The 17,492-nt window shown below is 71.2% G+C and carries 16 protein-coding genes; 12 read left to right on the top strand and 4 right to left on the bottom strand.

The window, feature by feature from the left end; all coding sequences use genetic code 11:
* Position 1 precedes the first annotated feature (1 nt).
* From WMF33_RS43895 to rplQ, 8 genes are all read left to right on the top strand, one after another.
* On the top strand, positions 2–643 hold the full coding sequence (locus WMF33_RS43895) for an adenylate kinase (protein WP_437334168.1): 642 nt from the start codon (positions 2–4) through the stop codon (positions 641–643).
* Complete coding sequence (gene infA / locus WMF33_RS43890; RefSeq protein WP_020740966.1) at positions 640–891, top strand: translation initiation factor IF-1; 252 nt, start codon at positions 640–642, stop codon at positions 889–891. Before WMF33_RS43895 ends, infA begins: the two co-directional genes overlap by 4 nt.
* A gap of 31 nt (positions 892–922) precedes the next feature.
* Complete coding sequence (rpmJ, locus tag WMF33_RS43885; RefSeq protein WP_012240549.1) at positions 923–1,039, top strand: 50S ribosomal protein L36; 117 nt, start codon at positions 923–925, stop codon at positions 1,037–1,039.
* Between the two features lie 43 nt (positions 1,040–1,082).
* Positions 1,083–1,463, top strand: a complete 381-nt coding sequence (gene rpsM / locus WMF33_RS43880; protein WP_020740965.1) for a 30S ribosomal protein S13 — start codon at positions 1,083–1,085, stop codon at positions 1,461–1,463.
* Positions 1,464–1,483: 20 nt separating this feature from the next.
* The gene (gene rpsK / locus WMF33_RS43875; protein WP_020740964.1) at positions 1,484–1,894 is read left to right on the top strand and encodes a 30S ribosomal protein S11; all 411 of its coding nucleotides are present in this window, start codon (positions 1,484–1,486) and stop codon (positions 1,892–1,894) included.
* 11 nt (positions 1,895–1,905) lie between these two features.
* On the top strand, positions 1,906–2,535 hold the full coding sequence (gene rpsD, locus WMF33_RS43870; RefSeq protein WP_020740963.1) for a 30S ribosomal protein S4: 630 nt from the start codon (positions 1,906–1,908) through the stop codon (positions 2,533–2,535).
* Positions 2,536–2,743: 208 nt separating this feature from the next.
* Positions 2,744–3,784 (top strand): DNA-directed RNA polymerase subunit alpha, encoded by a 1,041-nt coding sequence (locus tag WMF33_RS43865; protein ID WP_020740962.1) that lies wholly within the window; start codon positions 2,744–2,746, stop codon positions 3,782–3,784.
* 20 nt (positions 3,785–3,804) lie between these two features.
* The gene (gene rplQ / locus WMF33_RS43860; protein WP_437315946.1) at positions 3,805–4,323 is read left to right on the top strand and encodes a 50S ribosomal protein L17; all 519 of its coding nucleotides are present in this window, start codon (positions 3,805–3,807) and stop codon (positions 4,321–4,323) included.
* Between the two features lie 218 nt (positions 4,324–4,541).
* On the opposite strand, the gene WMF33_RS43855 is transcribed toward rplQ, so the two are convergent.
* Together WMF33_RS43855 and yccX are read right to left on the bottom strand one after the other, a co-directional pair.
* Positions 4,542–6,698 (bottom strand): hypothetical protein, encoded by a 2,157-nt coding sequence (locus tag WMF33_RS43855; protein ID WP_437334167.1) that lies wholly within the window; start codon positions 6,696–6,698, stop codon positions 4,542–4,544.
* 5 nt (positions 6,699–6,703) lie between these two features.
* Complete coding sequence (gene yccX / locus WMF33_RS43850) at positions 6,704–6,982, bottom strand: acylphosphatase (RefSeq protein WP_012240542.1); 279 nt, start codon at positions 6,980–6,982, stop codon at positions 6,704–6,706.
* Between the two features lie 386 nt (positions 6,983–7,368).
* On the opposite strand from yccX, the gene rho reads away from it, so the two are divergent.
* The 4 genes from rho to WMF33_RS43830 all read left to right on the top strand — a co-directional run bounded on the left by rho (position 7,369) and on the right by WMF33_RS43830 (position 13,619).
* Positions 7,369–8,616: a transcription termination factor Rho gene (rho, locus tag WMF33_RS43845; RefSeq protein ID WP_044986941.1), complete on the top strand. Its 1,248-nt coding sequence runs from the start codon at positions 7,369–7,371 to the stop codon at positions 8,614–8,616.
* A gap of 203 nt (positions 8,617–8,819) precedes the next feature.
* Complete coding sequence (locus WMF33_RS43840; protein ID WP_437334166.1) at positions 8,820–10,808, top strand: GAF domain-containing protein; 1,989 nt, start codon at positions 8,820–8,822, stop codon at positions 10,806–10,808.
* Between the two features lie 49 nt (positions 10,809–10,857).
* Positions 10,858–11,943, top strand: a complete 1,086-nt coding sequence (locus tag WMF33_RS43835; protein ID WP_437334165.1) for a (Fe-S)-binding protein — start codon at positions 10,858–10,860, stop codon at positions 11,941–11,943.
* Complete coding sequence (locus tag WMF33_RS43830; RefSeq protein WP_061628588.1) at positions 11,940–13,619, top strand: sensor histidine kinase; 1,680 nt, start codon at positions 11,940–11,942, stop codon at positions 13,617–13,619. Before WMF33_RS43835 ends, WMF33_RS43830 begins: the two co-directional genes overlap by 4 nt.
* A 58-nt stretch (positions 13,620–13,677) precedes the next feature.
* Here the strand turns inward: WMF33_RS43830 and WMF33_RS43825 are convergent, their stop codons facing one another.
* Together WMF33_RS43825 and acs are read right to left on the bottom strand one after the other, a co-directional pair.
* Positions 13,678–15,231, bottom strand: a complete 1,554-nt coding sequence (locus WMF33_RS43825) for a protein kinase domain-containing protein (RefSeq protein ID WP_437334164.1) — start codon at positions 15,229–15,231, stop codon at positions 13,678–13,680.
* A gap of 264 nt (positions 15,232–15,495) precedes the next feature.
* A complete protein-coding gene (acs, locus tag WMF33_RS43820) occupies positions 15,496–17,463 on the bottom strand; it encodes an acetate--CoA ligase (RefSeq protein ID WP_437334163.1) in 1,968 nt (655 codons plus the stop codon).
* Between the last annotated feature and the right edge of the window lie 29 nt (positions 17,464–17,492).

The following is a 17,492-nucleotide window of genomic DNA, read 5'->3' as shown; positions in this document are numbered from 1 at the left end:
AATGATCTTGGTTCTGGTGGGGCCTCCTGGAGCTGGGAAGGGTACGCAAGCGAAGCTGCTGTGCTCGCGCTTCGGTATCCCGCAGATCTCGACCGGCGACATGCTGCGCGAGGCCAAGCGTGCGGGCACGCTGGAGAAGCGTTACCTGGACATCATGGACTCGGGCGGGCTCCTGCCGGATGAGGCCGTCATCGGTCTCATCGCCCGACGAACGGTCGAGCCCGATTGTGGCAACGGTTTCCTCCTGGACGGATTTCCCAGGACGGTGCCCCAGGCGACCGCGCTCGACGAGCTCCTCGCCAGCCAGGGCGGCAAGCGGATTGATGCGGTGCTCCAGCTGGACGTTCCGCGCCCCCTGCTCGAGGAACGGCTAATCCATCGCCGGACTGACAAACGCAGTGGACAGATATATCATCTCGTTTATAATCCGCCGCCCCCCGGTGCGGAGCTAGAGCATCGGGCCGATGATCGGCCCGAGGCTGTTGCCAAGCGGCTCGATGCCTACGATGCGATGACGGCTGCCCTTCTCCCGTTTTACGAGCAGAAGCAGCTGCTGCATCGCGTCGACGGGGTCGGGAAGCCAGAAGAAGTCACGCACAGGGTGCTGTCGGCCGTCGGCCGATCGGGCTCGGGTGGAGAATGAGGCGTAGCAAACAAGCCAGACCGCCGAAGGAACCGAAGGGCGACAAGCTCGAGTTCGACGGCGTGGTTCAAGAGGCCCTGCCGAACGCCATGTTTCGCGTGAAGGCGGACAACGGCCTGGGCGTCCTCGCGACCATCAGCGGCCGGATGCGGCAGTACTACATCAAGATCCTGCCGGGCGACCGCGTGACCGTCGAGGTCTCGCCGTACGACCCGAGCCGAGGCCGGATCACGTACCGGCACAAGTAACGTAGTTTTTTGAGGAATCTGGAGGCTCCCCGTGAAGGTGCGCCCGAGCGTCAAGAAGATTTGCGACAAGTGCAAGGTGGTGCGGCGGCGTGGTGTCGTTCGGATCATCTGCGAGAACCCCCGCCACAAGCAGCGCCAGGGGAACTAGCTCTTTCGGCGGAAGCCCGCCCTCGTTTTGGTTTGGAGTAACCATGGCTCGTATCGCTGGTGTCGATCTCCCGCGTCGGAAGCATGTCGCCTTCGCCCTGCCGTACCTCTACGGCATCGGGCGGACTCTCGCGTTGCAGATCTGCGAGAAGACCAACATCGCGCCGAACAGGCGCGTCGAGGAGCTCAGCGACGCCGAGGTGAAGGCGATCCGCGACCTGCTCGATGCCGAGTACAAGGTCGAGGGCGACCTGCGGCGCGAGGTGCAGCTCAACATCAAGCGGCTCATGGACCTCGGCTGCTACCGCGGGCTCCGCCACCGGCGTGGCCTCCCGGCGAACGGGCAGAGGACGCACACGAACGCGCGCACCCGGAAGGGTCCGCGCAAGGGCATGTTGCAGCGGCGTCCGGCCGCTACGAAGTGACGAGCGGGGATTAGGACGCCATGGCGCAAGCGAAGACGGCTGCCACCACCACCAAGGCCAAGCAGAAGAAGAAGGTCAAGAAGAATGTCGCCGCGGGCATCGCGCACATTCAGTCGACCTTCAACAACACGGTCGTGACGATCACGGACATCAACGGCAACGCGATCGCGTGGTCGTCCGCTGGCGCTCGCGGCTTCAAGGGATCGCGAAAGTCGACGCCGTTCGCCGCGCAGCTCGCGGCGGAAGAGGCCGCGCGGCGGGCGCAGGAGCACGGGATGCGTTCGGTCGCCGTGTTCGTGAAGGGCCCGGGGGCCGGGCGCGAGAGCGCGCTCCGCGCGCTCCAGACCGCTGGCTTCAAGGTGACGCTGATCCGCGACGTCACGCCGATCCCCCACAACGGTTGCCGGCCGCCGAAGCGGCGCAGGGTTTGAGGTAATTCACGATGGCTCGCTACATTGGTCCGGTCTGCAAGCTCTGCCGCCGCGAGGGGATGAAGCTCTACCTCAAGGGAGAGCGGTGCTACTCCGAGAAGTGCGCGTACACGCGGCGCCCGTATCCGCCCGGCCAGCACGGCCAGGGGCGCATCAAGCTGAGCGAGTACGCGGTGCGCCTGCGCGAGAAGCAAAAGGTGCGGCGCATCTACGGCGTGCTCGAGCGGCAGTTCAGCGGGTACTTCCAGGAGGCCAACCGGCGCAAGGGCCGGACGGGCGAGGAGATGCTCGCGCTCCTGGAGCGGCGCCTGGACAACGTGGTGCACCGGATGGGCTTCGGCTCGTCGCGCGCCGAGGCACGCCAGCTCGTGCGGCACGGGCACGTGCACGTGAACGGCAAGCGGCTGGACATCCCGAGCTACGTGGTGCGGGCCGGCGATCGGATCGAGCTCACCGAGGGGGCGCGCAAGTTCAAGAGCGTCCTCGCGTCGGTCGGGGGCGCGGACAAGCGCCCGGTCGCGAGCTGGATCGACGTGGATCGCGCGGCGTTCACCGGCGCGATCAAGGGCGCCCCGATCCGCGAGGATCTGAACGAGCCCGAGATCCGCGAGCAGCTCGTCGTCGAGTACTACTCGCGCTGAGCGCGAGGGCGGCGCGGAGGAGGGCAGCGCCACGAGCGCACCTTGCGGGGTGCGCTCGTTCGTTGCCGGCTCCCCTCCGCGTCGTCGTCCTGCGCGCGGGCGCGCAGGCGCATGGAGCCAAGGATGCGGGCAGGAGGCGGCGCCGACCGGTCGAGTGCGGCCGCGGCGTGAGACCTCCGCGCAAACCTCATGAAGGAAGGAGATCGCCATGACGATGAACAACCCGAACCTCACGATGATCGCCCGGAACTGGCGCGATCTGATCCGGCCCAAGGGCATCTCGATCGACGCGGAGAGCGGGACCCAGTTCTACGCCAAGTTCACGTGTGAGCCCCTGGAGCGCGGCTTCGGGATCACGATCGGCAACTCGCTGCGCCGGGTGCTGCTCTCCTCCCTTCAGGGGGCGGCGGCGACGGCCATCCGCATCGAGGGCGCGCTGCACGAGTTCACCACCGTGCCGGACGTGGTCGAGGACGTCAGCGACATCATCCTCAACGTCAAGGAGGTCGTCTTCAAGGCGGCGACCCCGAAGACGTACTCGGTGCGGATCGACCGCGAGGGCCCCGGGCCCGTGTACGCGCGCGACATCCAGCTCGTGGACGGGCTGTCGGTGCTCAACCCCGACCACCTCATCGCCGTGCTCGACAAGAAGGGGCCGCTCTCGATGGAGCTCACGGTGAACGTGGGCCGCGGCTACGTGCCCGCCGAGCGGAACAAGACGCCGACGATGCCCATCGGGACGATCCCGATCGACGCGCTGTTCTCGCCGATCCGCAAGGTGAACTACACCGTGCAGAACGCCCGCGTCGGGCAGGTGACCGACTACGACAAGCTCACGCTCGAGGTCTGGACCAACGGCTCGGTCTCGCCGGCGGACGCGGTCGCCTTCGCCGCGAAGATCCTGAAGGAGCAGCTCTCCATCTGGGTCAACTTCGAGGAGAGCGAGGAGACGAGCTACCAGGCCGTGATGAGCGACGACGAGCCGCTCAACGAGAACCTGTTCCGCTCCGTCGAGGAGCTCGAGCTCAGCGTCCGCTCCGCGAACTGCTTGCAGAACGCGAACATCACGCTCATCGGCGAGCTGGTGCAGCGGACCGAGCAGGACATGCTCAAGACCAAGAACTTCGGTCGCAAGTCGCTGAAGGAAATCAAAGAGATCCTCGCGAACATGGGGCTCTCGCTCGGGATGAAGATCGACAACTGGCCGCAGCTCCTCGAGCGCTGGAAGGCGCAGCAGGCGCAGGCGTGAGTCGGTACTGAGGGAACGTCATGCGTCACAAGAAAGCGGGCAGGCAGTTTGGTCGGGACACCTCCAGCCGCAGGGCGATGCTTCGCAACCTGACGGCGAACCTGATCACCCACGAGCGGATCGAGACCACCGACGCCAAGGCGAAGGAGCTGCGGCGCGTGGCCGAGCGGCTCATCACCAAGGCGACTCGGCTCGGCAAGGTCGCGTACACCGCGCACGCGGAGCTCAGCCCTGGCGACAGGGCGCGCCGGCTGCACGCCGAGCGGCTCGTGGGCAGCTACATCCCTCGCTGGGGGGTCGCGACCGATGGCAAGAAGGTCGACATCATCGCGAAGGTGATGATCGATCTCTCGAAGCGGTTCGAGGGGCGGCCGGGTGGCTACACGCGGATCATCAAGCTCGGGCCGCGCCGCGGTGACAGCGCGCCGATGAGCCTCATCGAGTTCATCGACGCGCCGCCGGTGGCGGACGCGCCCGCGCAGGCGGCCGAGCCGGTCGCCGCGGCGGAGCCGGCCACCCCGGCGACGACCGCCGGCTGAGCCGGAGGCAAGCCGGCGCCCAGCGGCGCCGGCGCAGCTGCAGAGAGAACGCCGGGAGAGCCAGGAGCTCGCCCGGCGTTTCTGCGTTGTGCGCCCGGCGCGCGCGGCGGCCGTGGTGTCGCGAGCTCACCGCGGATGATTCGGGTGGGGCGTGACGCACCCCCCCCCATACGTTGTAAAATTCTGCTGTGGATGCGGGTTCGGGCGCGGACCGTGGCTCAGCGGCCGAGCGTTCCGGCTTCAGGTGCGCCGTCGTCTCGCGGCTCCGCCGGCTCGATCGGCTGGACGTGAGGGGCAGGGCTTGCCTCCGACGCGGAGGCGGACAGCGCCGGGTCGGACGACGCCGTGGCCTCGCTGTCCTGCCTCGGGGACAGCGCCGGGTCGGACGACGCCATGGCCTGCCGAGAAGGAGCGCTGTCCTGTCCCGGAGAGGGCGCCGGATCGGACGACGCCACGGCCTGCCGAGGAGGAGCGCTGTCCTGCCTCGAGGACGGCGCGGGCGCGGGAGGCGCCGGCGGCTGCGGCGCGGCGCTGGGCTGCGCTCGAGGCGGCTCTGCACCGAGAGACGCCGGCGGCTGCGGCGGAGCGGCGCTGGGCTGCTTCGCGGACGGCGCCGGATCGCTCCTGCGGCGGGCGATGAAGAACATCGCGAGCAGGGCCGCGAAGCCCACCGCGCCGGCGGCGATGTAGCGGTTCTTCTGGCTCTTCCGCTCGGCGACCTTGTCCCCGAGGGACGCGAGCGCCGCCCTCGCCCCGGCGTGGCCCGGATCGAGCTCGATCGCCCGCTCGAGCACGAACTTGTCCGGCGTGCCGCGATCGATGAGGAGCGCGCCCTCGAGGTACGCGATCTCCGCCTCGATCTTCGGCGCGTGCTCGCCGGTCGGGTCGAGGCGCAGCGCCTTGCGCAGCATCGCGAGCGCGTCCTCGCGCCGATCGGCCGGCATCGACCTCGCGCGCTCGACGTAGGGCCCCACCATCTCCTTGCGGCGCTCGAAGAGCGGCGCGCGGGCGAGCACCCGGTCGAACGCGTCGGTCGCATCGGCGAGCTTGCTCGCGCTCGCCGCGGCGACGCCCTCGTCCATCAGCTTGTACACCTCGGCGAGCCGCGCGCGATCGTACGTCGCGAAGAGCTCGCGCGCGATCCGGTCCCACGACCACTCGCGCGGCGGCTTGTCGCCGGTGAGGTTCAGGTACGCGTCGCGGAGCTGCCAGACGCCGGGCTCGCCGATCGCGGCGATCGCCTCGCGGGCGGCGTCGCGCAGCCGCGCGCGATCGCTGTTGCAGAAGCTCAGGATCACGCGCATGGCGTCCACGTCCCGGACGCGGCCGTAGGCGCGGAGCACGTCGGCGAGGATCTGCGTGTCGTTCGACGCGATCGCCTCGCCGGGGATCGCCCGGCCGAGCAGATCGAGCTGCTTGTTGGCCCACCGCTGGACGATCTTGGCGTCGTGCTGGCGCGCCTCGATCAGCGCGGGGACCGCCTTGTCGCGCAGCTTGGCGACCTGTCGCTGAAGATCGATGCGGAGCAGCTCGCCGAAGTAGGCGTGCAGCGCGATGAGCTCGCGGACCGCCGGCGTCGTGCCGTCGGCGGCGAGCATCCGCACCATCGCGAGCAGCTTCACGACGTCGCGCCACGCGCTGTCGCGCGGCCGCGGCGTGGCGAGCATGAAGTCCAGCCAGTCGCCCTCGGCGTCGTCCTTCTCGTCGCCGGCGCCCTTCTTCGCGCCCTTGTCGTCCTTCTTGGCGTCCTTGGCGTCGGCGCCCTTCTTCGCGCCCTTGTCGTCCTTGGCGTCCTTCTTGGCGTCGCCCGCCCCCTTCTTTGCGTCGCCCTTCTTGGCGTCCTTGGCGTCGGCGCCCTTCTTCGCGCCCTTGTCGTCCTTCGCCTCCGCGCCCTTCTTCTTGCCGTCGGGCGCGTCGTCGCCGCCCTTGTCGCCCTTCAGCGCCTTGCGCCCCTCCCGGCGCGCCTCGGCGAGCACGCGGGGCGCCGCGTCGCGATCGATCGAGCCGCGGATGTCCTGCACGCGGAGCCGCACCGCGTCGACGATGCCGGAGATCGGCTCGTCGAGCGCCGCGCGGGCGTTCTCCCGCGCGCGGGCGTCCTGCGACGTGATCTGGTCGAGCACGCGATCGAGCTCGCGGACCGCGGTGATGTCGGGCTCGGGGCGGGCGATCGGGGCGAGGCGCGGGAGCTCCGGGAGCGCCGACGAGGCCGGCGCGGCGGCGCCGGCGTCGCGATCCACGGCGGCGTGCGCCAGGGGCGGCGCGAGCGGCGCGGCCGCGACCAGGCTGAGCAGGACGAGCCACGCGCACCGCGGGCCGCCCCGCGGCGACCGCCGCGCGCCCGCGCTCCTCGGATCCGACGCGCCGCGTGCCAAGCGCCTCAATCCGTGATGCGAAAGTCGAAGAAGTCGCCCGAGAAGCCGCGCCACCGGACGTCGACGCGCTCGACGCGTGCCGCGCTCGGGCCGCGGTTCGCCCAGGCGATGAGCTCCTTGAGCTCGTCCTCCTCCCCCTCGGCGAGCACCTCGACGCTGCCGTCGGAGCGGTTTTTCACCCAGCCGGTGAGGCCGAGCCGCTTGGCCTCGCGCTGCGTGGAGGCACGAAAGAAGACGCCCTGGACGCGACCGCGGACGAACAGCTGAACCTGTTTGAGCCCCATGGAACCAGCTTGACTTAGCCGCGCGTTCCGAGGGAGGCAACTTCGGGGAGCGCCGGGGCGCCGCCGGCAGTTCGCCCCCGCCGTTCCGCGCGAGCGCGGCGCGGTCGACCCCGCGGCCGTGCCTCCCGGCGCGCATTGACAGAGCAGACGCGCTTGATAGAGTCGCCGCCCGATCGGCAAGCGCAGCCCGCCGATCGAGCGACATGAACGTGAGGGCGCCGGTTGCGTGGCGAGCCCTCTTCCCCCTGGCGACCCGCCGACATCGACGACATGCTCGGCCCCGCCTCGGGCCCGACCCGCTAGACCCCCCCAACAGAAACCATCGACCGACGGCCTCCACGCCCTTGACAGGGCGCGCGCTGTCGCATCCTGGAGCTTTCCGACTCATGCACCTCAGGGAACTGAAGCAGAAACCGATGGCCGAGCTCGTCCAGATGGCGAAGGGGCTCAACATCGAGGGCGCTGCCGGGCTGCGCAAGCAGGAGGTCATCTTCGCGCTCCTGCAGGCCCACGCGGCGCAGGACCAGCCGGTCTACGGCGAGGGCGTGCTCGAATGCCTGCCCGACGGCTTCGGCTTCCTCCGGGCGCCGGACTACAACTACCTGCCGGGCCCGGACGACATCTACGTCTCGCCGTCCCAGATCCGGCGCTTCAACCTCCGCACCGGCGACAGCGTGAGCGGCTCGATCCGGCCGCCCAAGGAGCGCGAGGCGTACTTCGCGCTGCTCAAGGTCGACAAGATCAACGGCGAGCCCCCCGAGGTCGCCCGCGACAAGATCCTCTTCGACAACCTGACGCCGCTCTACCCGCAGCAGAAGTTCAACATCGAGAACGGGACGAAGAGCTTCTCGACCCGCATCATCGACATGCTCTGCCCGATCGGCAAAGGGCAGCGCTGCCTCATCGTCTCGCCGCCCCGCGCCGGCAAGACGGTCCTGCTCCAGCAGATCGCCAACGCGATCTCCTCGAACCACCCGGACACCACGCTGATCGTGCTGCTCATCGACGAGCGCCCGGAAGAGGTGACCGACATGCAGCGCACCGTGAAGGGCGAGGTGATCAGCTCGACCTTCGACGAGCCGCCGACGCGGCACGTGCAGGTGGCCGAGATGGTGATCGAGAAGGCGAAGCGCCTCGTCGAGCACAAGCACGACGTCGTGATCCTGCTCGACTCGATCACCCGCCTGGCGCGCGCCTACAACACGGTCGTCCCCCCGAGCGGCAAGATCCTCTCCGGCGGCGTCGACTCGAACGCGCTGCACAAGCCGAAGCGGTTCTTCGGCGCCGCGCGCAACGTCGAGGAAGGCGGGTCGCTGACCATCGTCGCCACCGCGCTCGTCGACACGGGCTCGCGCATGGACGAGGTCATCTTCGAGGAGTTCAAGGGGACCGGCAACAGCGAGATCCACCTCGATCGCAAGCTGATGGAGAAGCGGATCTTCCCCTGCCTCGACATCAACAAGAGCGCGACCCGCAAGGAAGAGCTGCTCCTCCCGGAGTGGATCCTCCAGCGCGTGTGGCTGCTCCGCCAGCTCCTGCATCCCCTCAACGTCATCGACTCGATGGAATTCCTCCTGGACAAGGTGAGCCGCACCGAAACCAATCAGGAATTCCTCGAGAGCATGAACCAGTAGCGGCGCGTCGTAGGGGCGCTCCCGGCGGACGTCGGGAGCGCTCTCTTCCGCGCGAACGGGTCGCGCAGGGGACCGCGCGCGCGCTCCTCCGGCCGAAGTCGTGTTAGCGTCTGCTGGTGACCGCGAAGGCGGAACAACGCACGAAAGCGCTTCAGGCTCGGGTACAGGAGCTCGAGGCGCGCCTTGCCCAAGCTGACAAGACCGTGCAGGCGCTCCGGGACGTCGGGCTCGCGCTCGGCAGCACCCTGGATCTCGACCAGCTCCTCGCGCTCATCCTGAACAAGATCACCGAGCTGCTCGACGCGGACAGGGCGACCCTGTACCTGCTCGACGAGCAGCGCCAGCGGCTGTACTCGCGCATCGTCATCGGCGAGGAGGCGCGCGCGATCGAGCTGCCCGTCGGCGCCGGGATCGCCGGCCACGTCGCCAAGATCGGGCGCACCGTCCGCGTGAAGGACGCCTACCGCGATCGCCGGTTCCAGCGCGACTGGGACGAGGTGACCGGGTACCGCACCCGCTCGATCCTCGCCGCGCCGATGAAGAACCACGTCGGCCGGACCATCGGCGTCATCCAGGTGCTGAACAAGCATGGGGGAGCGGAGTTCTCGGTCCACGACGAGGAGCTCTTGAGCGCGCTGGCGACGCAGGCGGCCGTCTCGATCGACAACTCGCGGCTGTTCCTCTCGGTGATCCAGAAGAACACGCAGCTCGTCGAGACGAAGGAGCAGCTCGAGCACCGCGTGAGCGACCTCAAGCTGCTCTTCGAGCTCGAGAGCGCGATGGGCCGCGCGACCAACATGGAGGACCTGGCGCGCGCGGTCATCACGTCCGCCGGCAGGGCGTGCGAGGCGCGCGCGGGCGGCATGCTCGTCGACGAGATCGAGGGCGGGCTGGTGCTCTACTTCTTCGATCTCGACGCGCTCGATGACGGCGTCCCGCCGCCCCGCGCGCCCGGCGACGAGCCGGAGGGCGTCGTGGTCGCGGCCCCCCCGAGGCCGGCGGTGAAGCGCATCGCGATGCGCCGCGGCGACGGGCTGGTCGGGCGCGCCATGGTGCACAACGAGGCCGTGTTCTACTCGAGCGAGGGCGGGGGCGACGAGCTCGACGACATGGACATGACGGTCTCGCACCGGCTCGCCCAGATGCTCGGCGGGGAGCTGGAGTCCGCGATCGCCGTGCCCCTCGAGGGCGAGGACGCGGTGCCGATCGGCGCCATGGCGCTCTACAACTCCAGGAAGCCCCACGGCTTCTCGAAGGACGATCGGGCGCTCCTGCGGCTCGTGTCGGCGAACGCGTCGACCGCGCTGCGGCTGTTCCGCTCGCGCCTCGAGCGGGAGCAGAGCGAGCGGCTCACGACGATCGGGCGCCTGCTCTCGGGGGTGATGCACGACGTGCGCACGCCGCTCACGGTGATCAGCGGCTACGTCCAGCTCATGGCCAGCGCCCCCGACGCGGCGACGAGGGAGGAGCACGCGCGGCTGATCCTGAAGCAGTTCGACGTGATCAGCGCGATGCAGCGCGAGGTGCTGGAGTTCGCGCGCGGCGAGCGGAGCATCCTCGTGCGCAAGGTCTACCTGACCAAGTTCTTCGGCGACATCGAGAAGCAGCTGGAGCACGAGCTCGCCGGGACCGGCGTGGCGCTCTCCCTGCAGCTCGAGGACCGCGGGACGGCGCGGTTCGACGAGGCGAAGATGACGCGGCTCCTGCACAACCTCGTCCGCAACGCGGTCGAGGCGATGCGGCCGCGCGGGGGCACGGTGACCATCCGCGCCTACCGCGACGGGGGGGAACTCGCGATCAGCGTCGCCGACACCGGCAAGGGGATCCCGAAGGAGGTCCAGGGCCGGCTCTTCCAGTCGTTCGTCACGTCGGGCAAGCGCGGCGGCACCGGGCTCGGGCTCGCGATCGTGAAGAAGATCGTGGACGAGCACGCCGGGACGATCGCGGTCGAGTCGTCCGACAAGGGCGCGAAGTTCACGATCCGCCTGCCCCAGGAGAGCGCGTCGAGGCCTCCGGCCCCGGTGGAGGGGCAGCCCAAGCTGCCGCCGGCCGACGGCGGCCCGGCGCCCAAGGCGGGGGTGGAGCCCTCGCCGGTCGTGCACGAGGGCGTCCCTCGCCGCAGGCCGACAGGCTCATCGACGCCGGTGAACGAGCGCGGCAGGCGCTCGTCGAGCAACGGCTCGGACGCGTGACGCGCCCCCGCCGCTTGCGCGAGGCGCACCCGATGGAGAGACTCAACCGGTGTCCCAGCTCCGCCTGAAGCTCCTCGAGCCGCACCGGACGTCGCTCGAGAAGTGCGTCTACTGCCCCAAGCTCTCCCGCGCCGCCTGCCCCGTGTCGAACGTCGAGGCGAACGAGACGGTCACGCCGTGGGGCAAGATGTCGATGGCGTACTTCGCCGCGCGCGGCGACGTACCGCTCGACGCGCCCCACGCGGATCCCGCCTGGGCGTGCTCGGCCTGCTACGCGTGCCGCGAGCGCTGCGATCACAAGAACGAGGTGGCCACGGTGCTGACCGACGCGCGCGCCGAGCTCTTCGCGCGCGGCCTCGAGCCGGAGGGGGCGCGGCGCGTCGCGGCGCGCTTCCGGGCCCGCGAGGACGGCCGCGCCGGCGAGCGCGACGGGCAAGCCCAGCCGGACCCGGCCGCGGTGCAGGTGCTGGTCGGCTGCGGCTACGAGCGCCACGCGCCGGACGTGGCCCGCGACGCGCTCGAGGCGACCGAGGCGCTGACGGGCGCGCCGGTCCGCCCGGTGCGCGCGTGCTGCGGGCTGCCGCTCCTCTACGCCGGCGATCGGCCGGGCTTCGAGGCCGCCGCGCGTCGCCTCGCCGCCGAGGTCGCGGCGGGAGAGCGCTTCGTCGCGGTCGACCCCGGGTGCGCGCGCGCCGTCCGCGTCGAGTACGCGCGCGCGGGCGTGAGCGTGGAGAGCCCGGAGCTGTTCGTCGATCTCGCGCGGGCGTCGCTCGACCGGCTGCAGCGGTCGACGTCGGAGCGGCGGGTGCGCTACCACGACCCCTGCCAGCTCGGGCGCGGCCTCGACCGCTACGACGCGCCCCGGGAGATCCTCGCCCGCATCACGGGGCGGCCGCCCGAGGAGTTCATCCACCGCCGCGAGCACGCCGACTGCAGCGGCGGCGGCGGCCTCGTGCCCGCCACGCGCCCCGCCTCGTCCGCCGCCATCGCCGACGGCAGGATCGCGGAGCACCGCGCGCTCGGCGGCGGGCTGCTCGTGACCCACTGCGCGCAGAGCCTCCGGCGGTTCAGGACCCGGGGCGAGCCGGCGGAGGACCTCGCGAGCCTGGTCGCGCGGGCCGTCGCGCCGCGATGACCGCGCCGGGGCCTGCCGTGGACGAGGCGCGCGGCGGCGCCGCGGGCCAGGAGGGGCCGGCGCGCCACAAGCGGCGCACGGTCGCGGGGAGGCTCCTCGCGAGCTACCTCGTGGTGCTCGCCGCCTTCGCGCTGACGGTGGGCTGGAGCGTCCAGGCCCTGCGGGCGGCGTCGCGCGACGCCCAGCTGCTGCGCGCCGGGTACGTCCCGCTGCTGCTCCGCATCGGCGAGGTCCTGGCCGAGCAGAACGTCTTCAACGCCCAGCTCAACCACATCACCGCCGCGAAGAACCCCGGCGACGTGCGCGAGTGGCTCGAGACCGCCCGCCGGACCCGGCCGCTCGCCTTCTCGATCGTCAAGGACGCCGCCAGGGCGCTCGCCGGCGCCGACGAGGTGCAGGGCGGCGCGGGCGCCGGCGTCGGGCAGGCGGCCGGCTCGTCGGGCGTGCGCCGGTTCAGCGACGAGATCGCGGCCGAGGTGACGGCGATCGAGCGGCTCGTGGGCGCCAGCCCGGAGCGGTTCTCGCAGCTGTTCCAGGCGCTCTCCGTCGGCAACCGCGAGCTCGCGGAGCGCACGCGCGACGAGCTGGTCAAGCGCGAGGTCGAGGGCGCGCAGCGGCTCAGGGCCATCAAGAGCCGCGTCGAGGAGCAGATGGAGAGCCTCACCGTCGAGGCGCGGCGGCGGGAGGAGCGCTCGATGCACCTGCTGCTCGGGCTGGGCGTGCTGACGCTGCTCGTCGGCGCGGTGATGTCGCTGTACGCGCGGCGCGTGCTCGCCCCGCTCACCGCGGTCACCGAGCGGGCGAACGCGGTCGCGCGCGGCGACCTCACCCCGAAGCAGGTGCTCGCGACGAACGACGAGATCGGCGAGCTCGCGACGACGTTCGAGGGCATGGTCGCCGCCATCCGCCGCGCGCGCGCCGAGCTCGTGAACGCCGAGCGGCTCGCGGCGATCGGGAAGATGGCGGCGCACGTCACGCACGAGATCAGGAACCCGCTGTCGTCCATCGGGCTGAACCTCGAGCTGCTCGAGGAGGAGGTGGCGCGCGCCTCCGCCGCGGACATGCCCGACGCGGAGCTCAGGCCCGTGATGAAGGAGTCGGCGCAGCTCGTCGCCGCGATCCGGGCCGAGGTGGATCGCCTGTCGCGCATCGCGGAGCAGTACCTCAGCGTCGCCCGCCGCCCTCGCCCGCAGCTCGTGCCGGAGCGGGTGGACGACCTGGTGCAGGAGCTCGTGGCGTTCGTGCGGCCCGAGCTCGACCGCGCCGGCGTCGCGGTCCGCGTCGAGGTGGAGGAGGGGCCCGAGATCCTCCTCGACGAGTCGCAGCTCCGGCAGGCGCTCCTGAACCTGCTCCGCAACGCGCGCGAGGCGATGCCCAAGGGCGGCGAGATCGTGGTGAGCGTCAGGTTCTCGGGCGGGGCCGCGACCATCGCGGTCGACGACACGGGCCCCGGCGTGCCGGAGGAGCTGCGGGCGTCGATCTTCGACCCCTTCTTCACGACCAAGCAGCGCGGGACGGGGCTCGGGCTCGCGGTGACGCGGGACATCGTCGAGGCGCACGGCGGCGCGATCTCTTGCGAGCCGCGCGAGGCGGGGGGCACGCGGTTCCGGATCGTCCTGCCCGCCGGCGGCGCGCCGGCCCAGGGCCGCGCCGCGGAGGCGCACGCGGCGCTCTGAGCCGCGCCTGCCGCGGGGGCGCGCGCGGCGACGGCGGCGCGCAGGCCCGGCGCCGCGGCTACTTGGGCAGGTGCTCGAGGATGATCCCCATGGCGAGGAAGCCCACGACGGCGAACACGAGCGCCGCCAGCACGTAGAAGAGGGTCCGGAGCGTCCGCGCCGGGGGCGCGCGCGGCGGCTGCTCGAGCGGCCCCGGCTCGCCGGGGACAGGCAGCCCCGAGCTGACCGAGCCCAGGGTCGGCCGCGTGGGCCTGTAGACGAGCGTCGGACCCTGGCTGGTCGGCCCGGGCGAGCTGTCCTCGGAGAAGTCCGGGAGCGTCCGCGGCGACACGGGGGGCGACACGGCCGGGGGCGCGAGCTCCATGGCCGCGTTGTTCAGCACCATGGTGCCGTTCGGGCCGGTCCAGGGCATGGGCTGGTGCATGGGCTGGACCGCCGGCAGCCCGCCCGCCGCGTGAGAGGGACGCTGCCCCTCGCCCAGCGCGTGCGCCGGATCGCCGAGGAAGTGGTGGGCCGCGAGCGCAGGGTCGCTGGGCTGGCGCGCCGGGGCCTCCACCGGCGGATGCGCCCCTGGATCGGTGGCCGTGCGGATCAGGATGGGATCGGCCGGCGGCACCGGGAGCTTGAGCGCGCCCGAGGACGGGGGCTTGTAGGTCGGGTGCGGGGGCGGGAGGGGCGTGCCGGGCGCGTGGCCCGACGCGCCGCTGCCGGGCGCCCTGGAGCTGCGTGGGTTGACCGCCGGCTGGCTCGAGCCCTGCGCGGGCCGCAGCTCGCGCCACGCGGTGAGCCCCTCGAGCGCGCTCTGGAAGCGGTCCGCAGGCTCCCGCGCCAGCCCCTTCGCGAGGAACGCCTCGAGCCGCGGATCGACCGGCCCGTCCATCGCGTCCGCGAGCCTCCGCGCGTCGGTCTTCTGCTTCATCTCGACCATGATGAGCAGGTTGCGCGCCTGGTAAGGCAGCTGACCGCTCATCGACTGGTAGATCATCGTGGCGCAGGCGTAGATGTCCGCGCGGTGGTCGACCGTCTTCGCCTTGCCGATCTGCTCGGGCGGCATGAACGAGAACGTGCCGAGGCTCTGCCCCATCTCGGTGAGGGTCTCTCCTCCCATCTCCTTCGGCAGCTTGGAGATGCCGAAGTCGAGGATCTTGACCCGCGTGGACCCGTCGGGGCGCGCCTCGAGGTACACGTTCGACGGCTTCAGATCGCGGTGGATGATCCCGGCGCGGTGCGCGTCGGCGAGGCCCATCCAGACCTGCTCGATGATCGGGTGCAGCTCCTCGAACGCGATCGGCCCCGTCCGCTTCAGCCGATCGATCAGCGACTCGCCTTCGAGCAGCTCGAAGACGAGCACGATGCCGAGCTCGGGGTCCTCCTCGACGTCGAGGATCTCGGTGACGTGGTCGCTGTTGATGGAGCCCGCGGCGCGCGCCTCGCGCCGGAACCGCTCGACGGCGGACGACTTGGCCTTCGAGTCGGCGCGAAGGAGCTTGACCGCCACCTGGCGGCCGGTGCGGATGTTCTCCGCGGCGAACACCTCCCCCATCCCGCCACGGCCGAGCTGGCGGATGATGCGGTACCGGTTCGCAACGACGGTTCCAGCTTCGAGCTCCAAAAGCGCCTCGCCACAGATTATCCCCCGCGCCGACGCGGGCGATCAAATTCTCCGGCGCGAACGGGGTAAGTCGACCATGGGCGATGGGCCGCCGGCCGCGGGCCGCCGCGGCCTCGCCCCGGCAGAGGACGGCGAAAGAGCCGCAGAATCGAGCTCTTCCGTGGGCCCTCCGCCCCTCCGGTGATGCGCCAGCGCTCCCCCCTCACGCGCGGCGTCTCGCGCCGGTCGCGGGGGCACGGTCGCGCCCCCGCGCCGCCGCGGCGCTCACTCGTCTTCCTGCTGCCGGAGCTTCGCCACGACGCTCAGGTCCTCGAGCGTCGACGTGTCGCCGGTCATCTCGCGGCCGGCGGCGACGTCCTTCAGCAGCCGGCGCATGATCTTGCCGCTGCGGGTCTTCGGCAGCGCGTCCGCGAAGCGGATGGCGTCGGGGCGCGCGAACTTGCCGATCTCCTTGGCGACGTGCTCGCCGAGCTTCGCCTGGAGCTCCGGCCCGGCCGAGAACCCCGGCCGGAGCGAGACGAACACCACGAGCGCCTGCCCCTTGAGCTCGTCCGGTCGGCCGACCGCGGCCGCCTCGGCGACGGCGGGGTGAGAGACGAGCGCGCTCTCGATCTCGGCCGTCCCGATGCGGTGACCGGCCACGTTCAGCACGTCGTCGATGCGGCCGACGACCCAGTAATAGCCGTCCTCGTCGCGGCGAGCGCCGTCGCCGGTGAAGTAGCAGCCCTCGACGTCGCTGAAGTACTGCTTGCGGAAGCGCTCGTCGTCGCCCCACACGGTGCGCAGCATCGACGGCCACGGCGTCTTCAGGACGAGCAGCCCGCCCTCGCCCGCGGGGACCGGCTTGCCGTCCTTCGTGACGACCTCGGGCACGACGCCGAACATCGGCAGCCCGGTCGACCCCGGCTTCGACGGCGAGGCGCCGGGCAGCGTGGTCATCATGATCGCCCCCGTCTCCGTCTGCCACCAGGTGTCCACGATGGGGCAGCGGCCGCCGCCGATGGTCCGGTGGTACCAGATCCACGCCTCGGGGTTGATCGGCTCGCCGACCGAGCCGAGGAGCCGGAGGCTCGACAGATCGCTCTTCGCGGGCCACTCGTCGCCCTGCCGCATGAAGGCGCGGATGGCCGTGGGGGCGGTGTAGAGGATGGTGACGCCGTGCTTGTCGATGAGCCGCCAGAAGCGGCCCCAGTCGGGGAAGTTCGGCGCGCCCTCGTACATGAGGCACGTCGCGCCGTTCGAGAGCGGGCCGTACACGATGTAGCTGTGGCCCGTCACCCAGCCGACGTCGGCGGTGCACCAGTAGACGTCGTCGTCGCGCAGATCGAAGACGTACTTCGTCGTGACGTGCGCGCCGACCAGGTAGCCGGCGGTCGTGTGGAGCACCCCCTTGGGCTTCCCGGTCGAGCCGCTCGTGTAGAGGATGAACAGCGGGTGCTCGGCGTCGACGATGGTGGGCTCGCAGGAGGGCGCGGCCTGGGCGAGCAGGTCGTGCCAGAAGACGTCGCGGCCCTCGGTCATCTGCACCTCACAGCGCTCGCTGCCGAGGTGCTGGTACACGATGACGCGCGTCGCGCTCTTCGCCTCCGGCTGCGCGAGCGCCTTGTCGACGGTCGCCTTCAGCGGCACGACCTGCCCGCGCCGGTACGCGCCGTCCTGCGTGATGACGAGCTTGGCCTGGCTGTCGTGGATACGGTCGCGCAGCGCGTCCGCGGCGAAGCCGCCGAAGACCACCGTGTGCACCGCGCCGAGGCGCGCGCAGGCGAGCATCGCGACGGCGACCTCGGGGACCATGCCCATGTAGATCGCGACCCGATCCCCCTTCTCGATGCCGAGCTTCTTGAGCGCGTTCGCGAGCAGCAGCGTCTCGCGGTGGAGCTGGGCGTAGGTCAGCGTGCGCGTGGCGCCGTGCTCGCCCTCCCAGATGATCGCGGCCTTGTTCTTGGTGGCGGTCGTGAGGTGCCGGTCGAGGCAGCTCTCGGTGACGTTGAGGGTCGCGCCGACGAACCACTTGGCGTGCGGCAGGGACCAGTCGCTGGTGGTGGTCCACGGCGTGCGGAACACGAGATCGCCCGCCTCCCGGCGCCAGAACGCGTCCGGCTGCTCGATGCTCTCGCGGTAGAGCGCCTCGTAGGCCTCCCGCGCGCCGACGCGCGCACGACGCGAGAACTCGGCCGGCGGCTCGAACCGGCGCGTCTCCTTCAGCAACGACGTGATGGCATCCTGCGACATGGTCACCCCTGCGTTGGAGGGGACGGCGG

The organism is Sorangium sp. So ce394 (assembly GCF_051474665.1).
Classification (GTDB): Bacteria; Myxococcota_A; Polyangia; order Polyangiales; family Polyangiaceae; genus Sorangium; species Sorangium cellulosum_D.
This window is presented reverse-complemented; position numbering and strand designations above follow the sequence as displayed.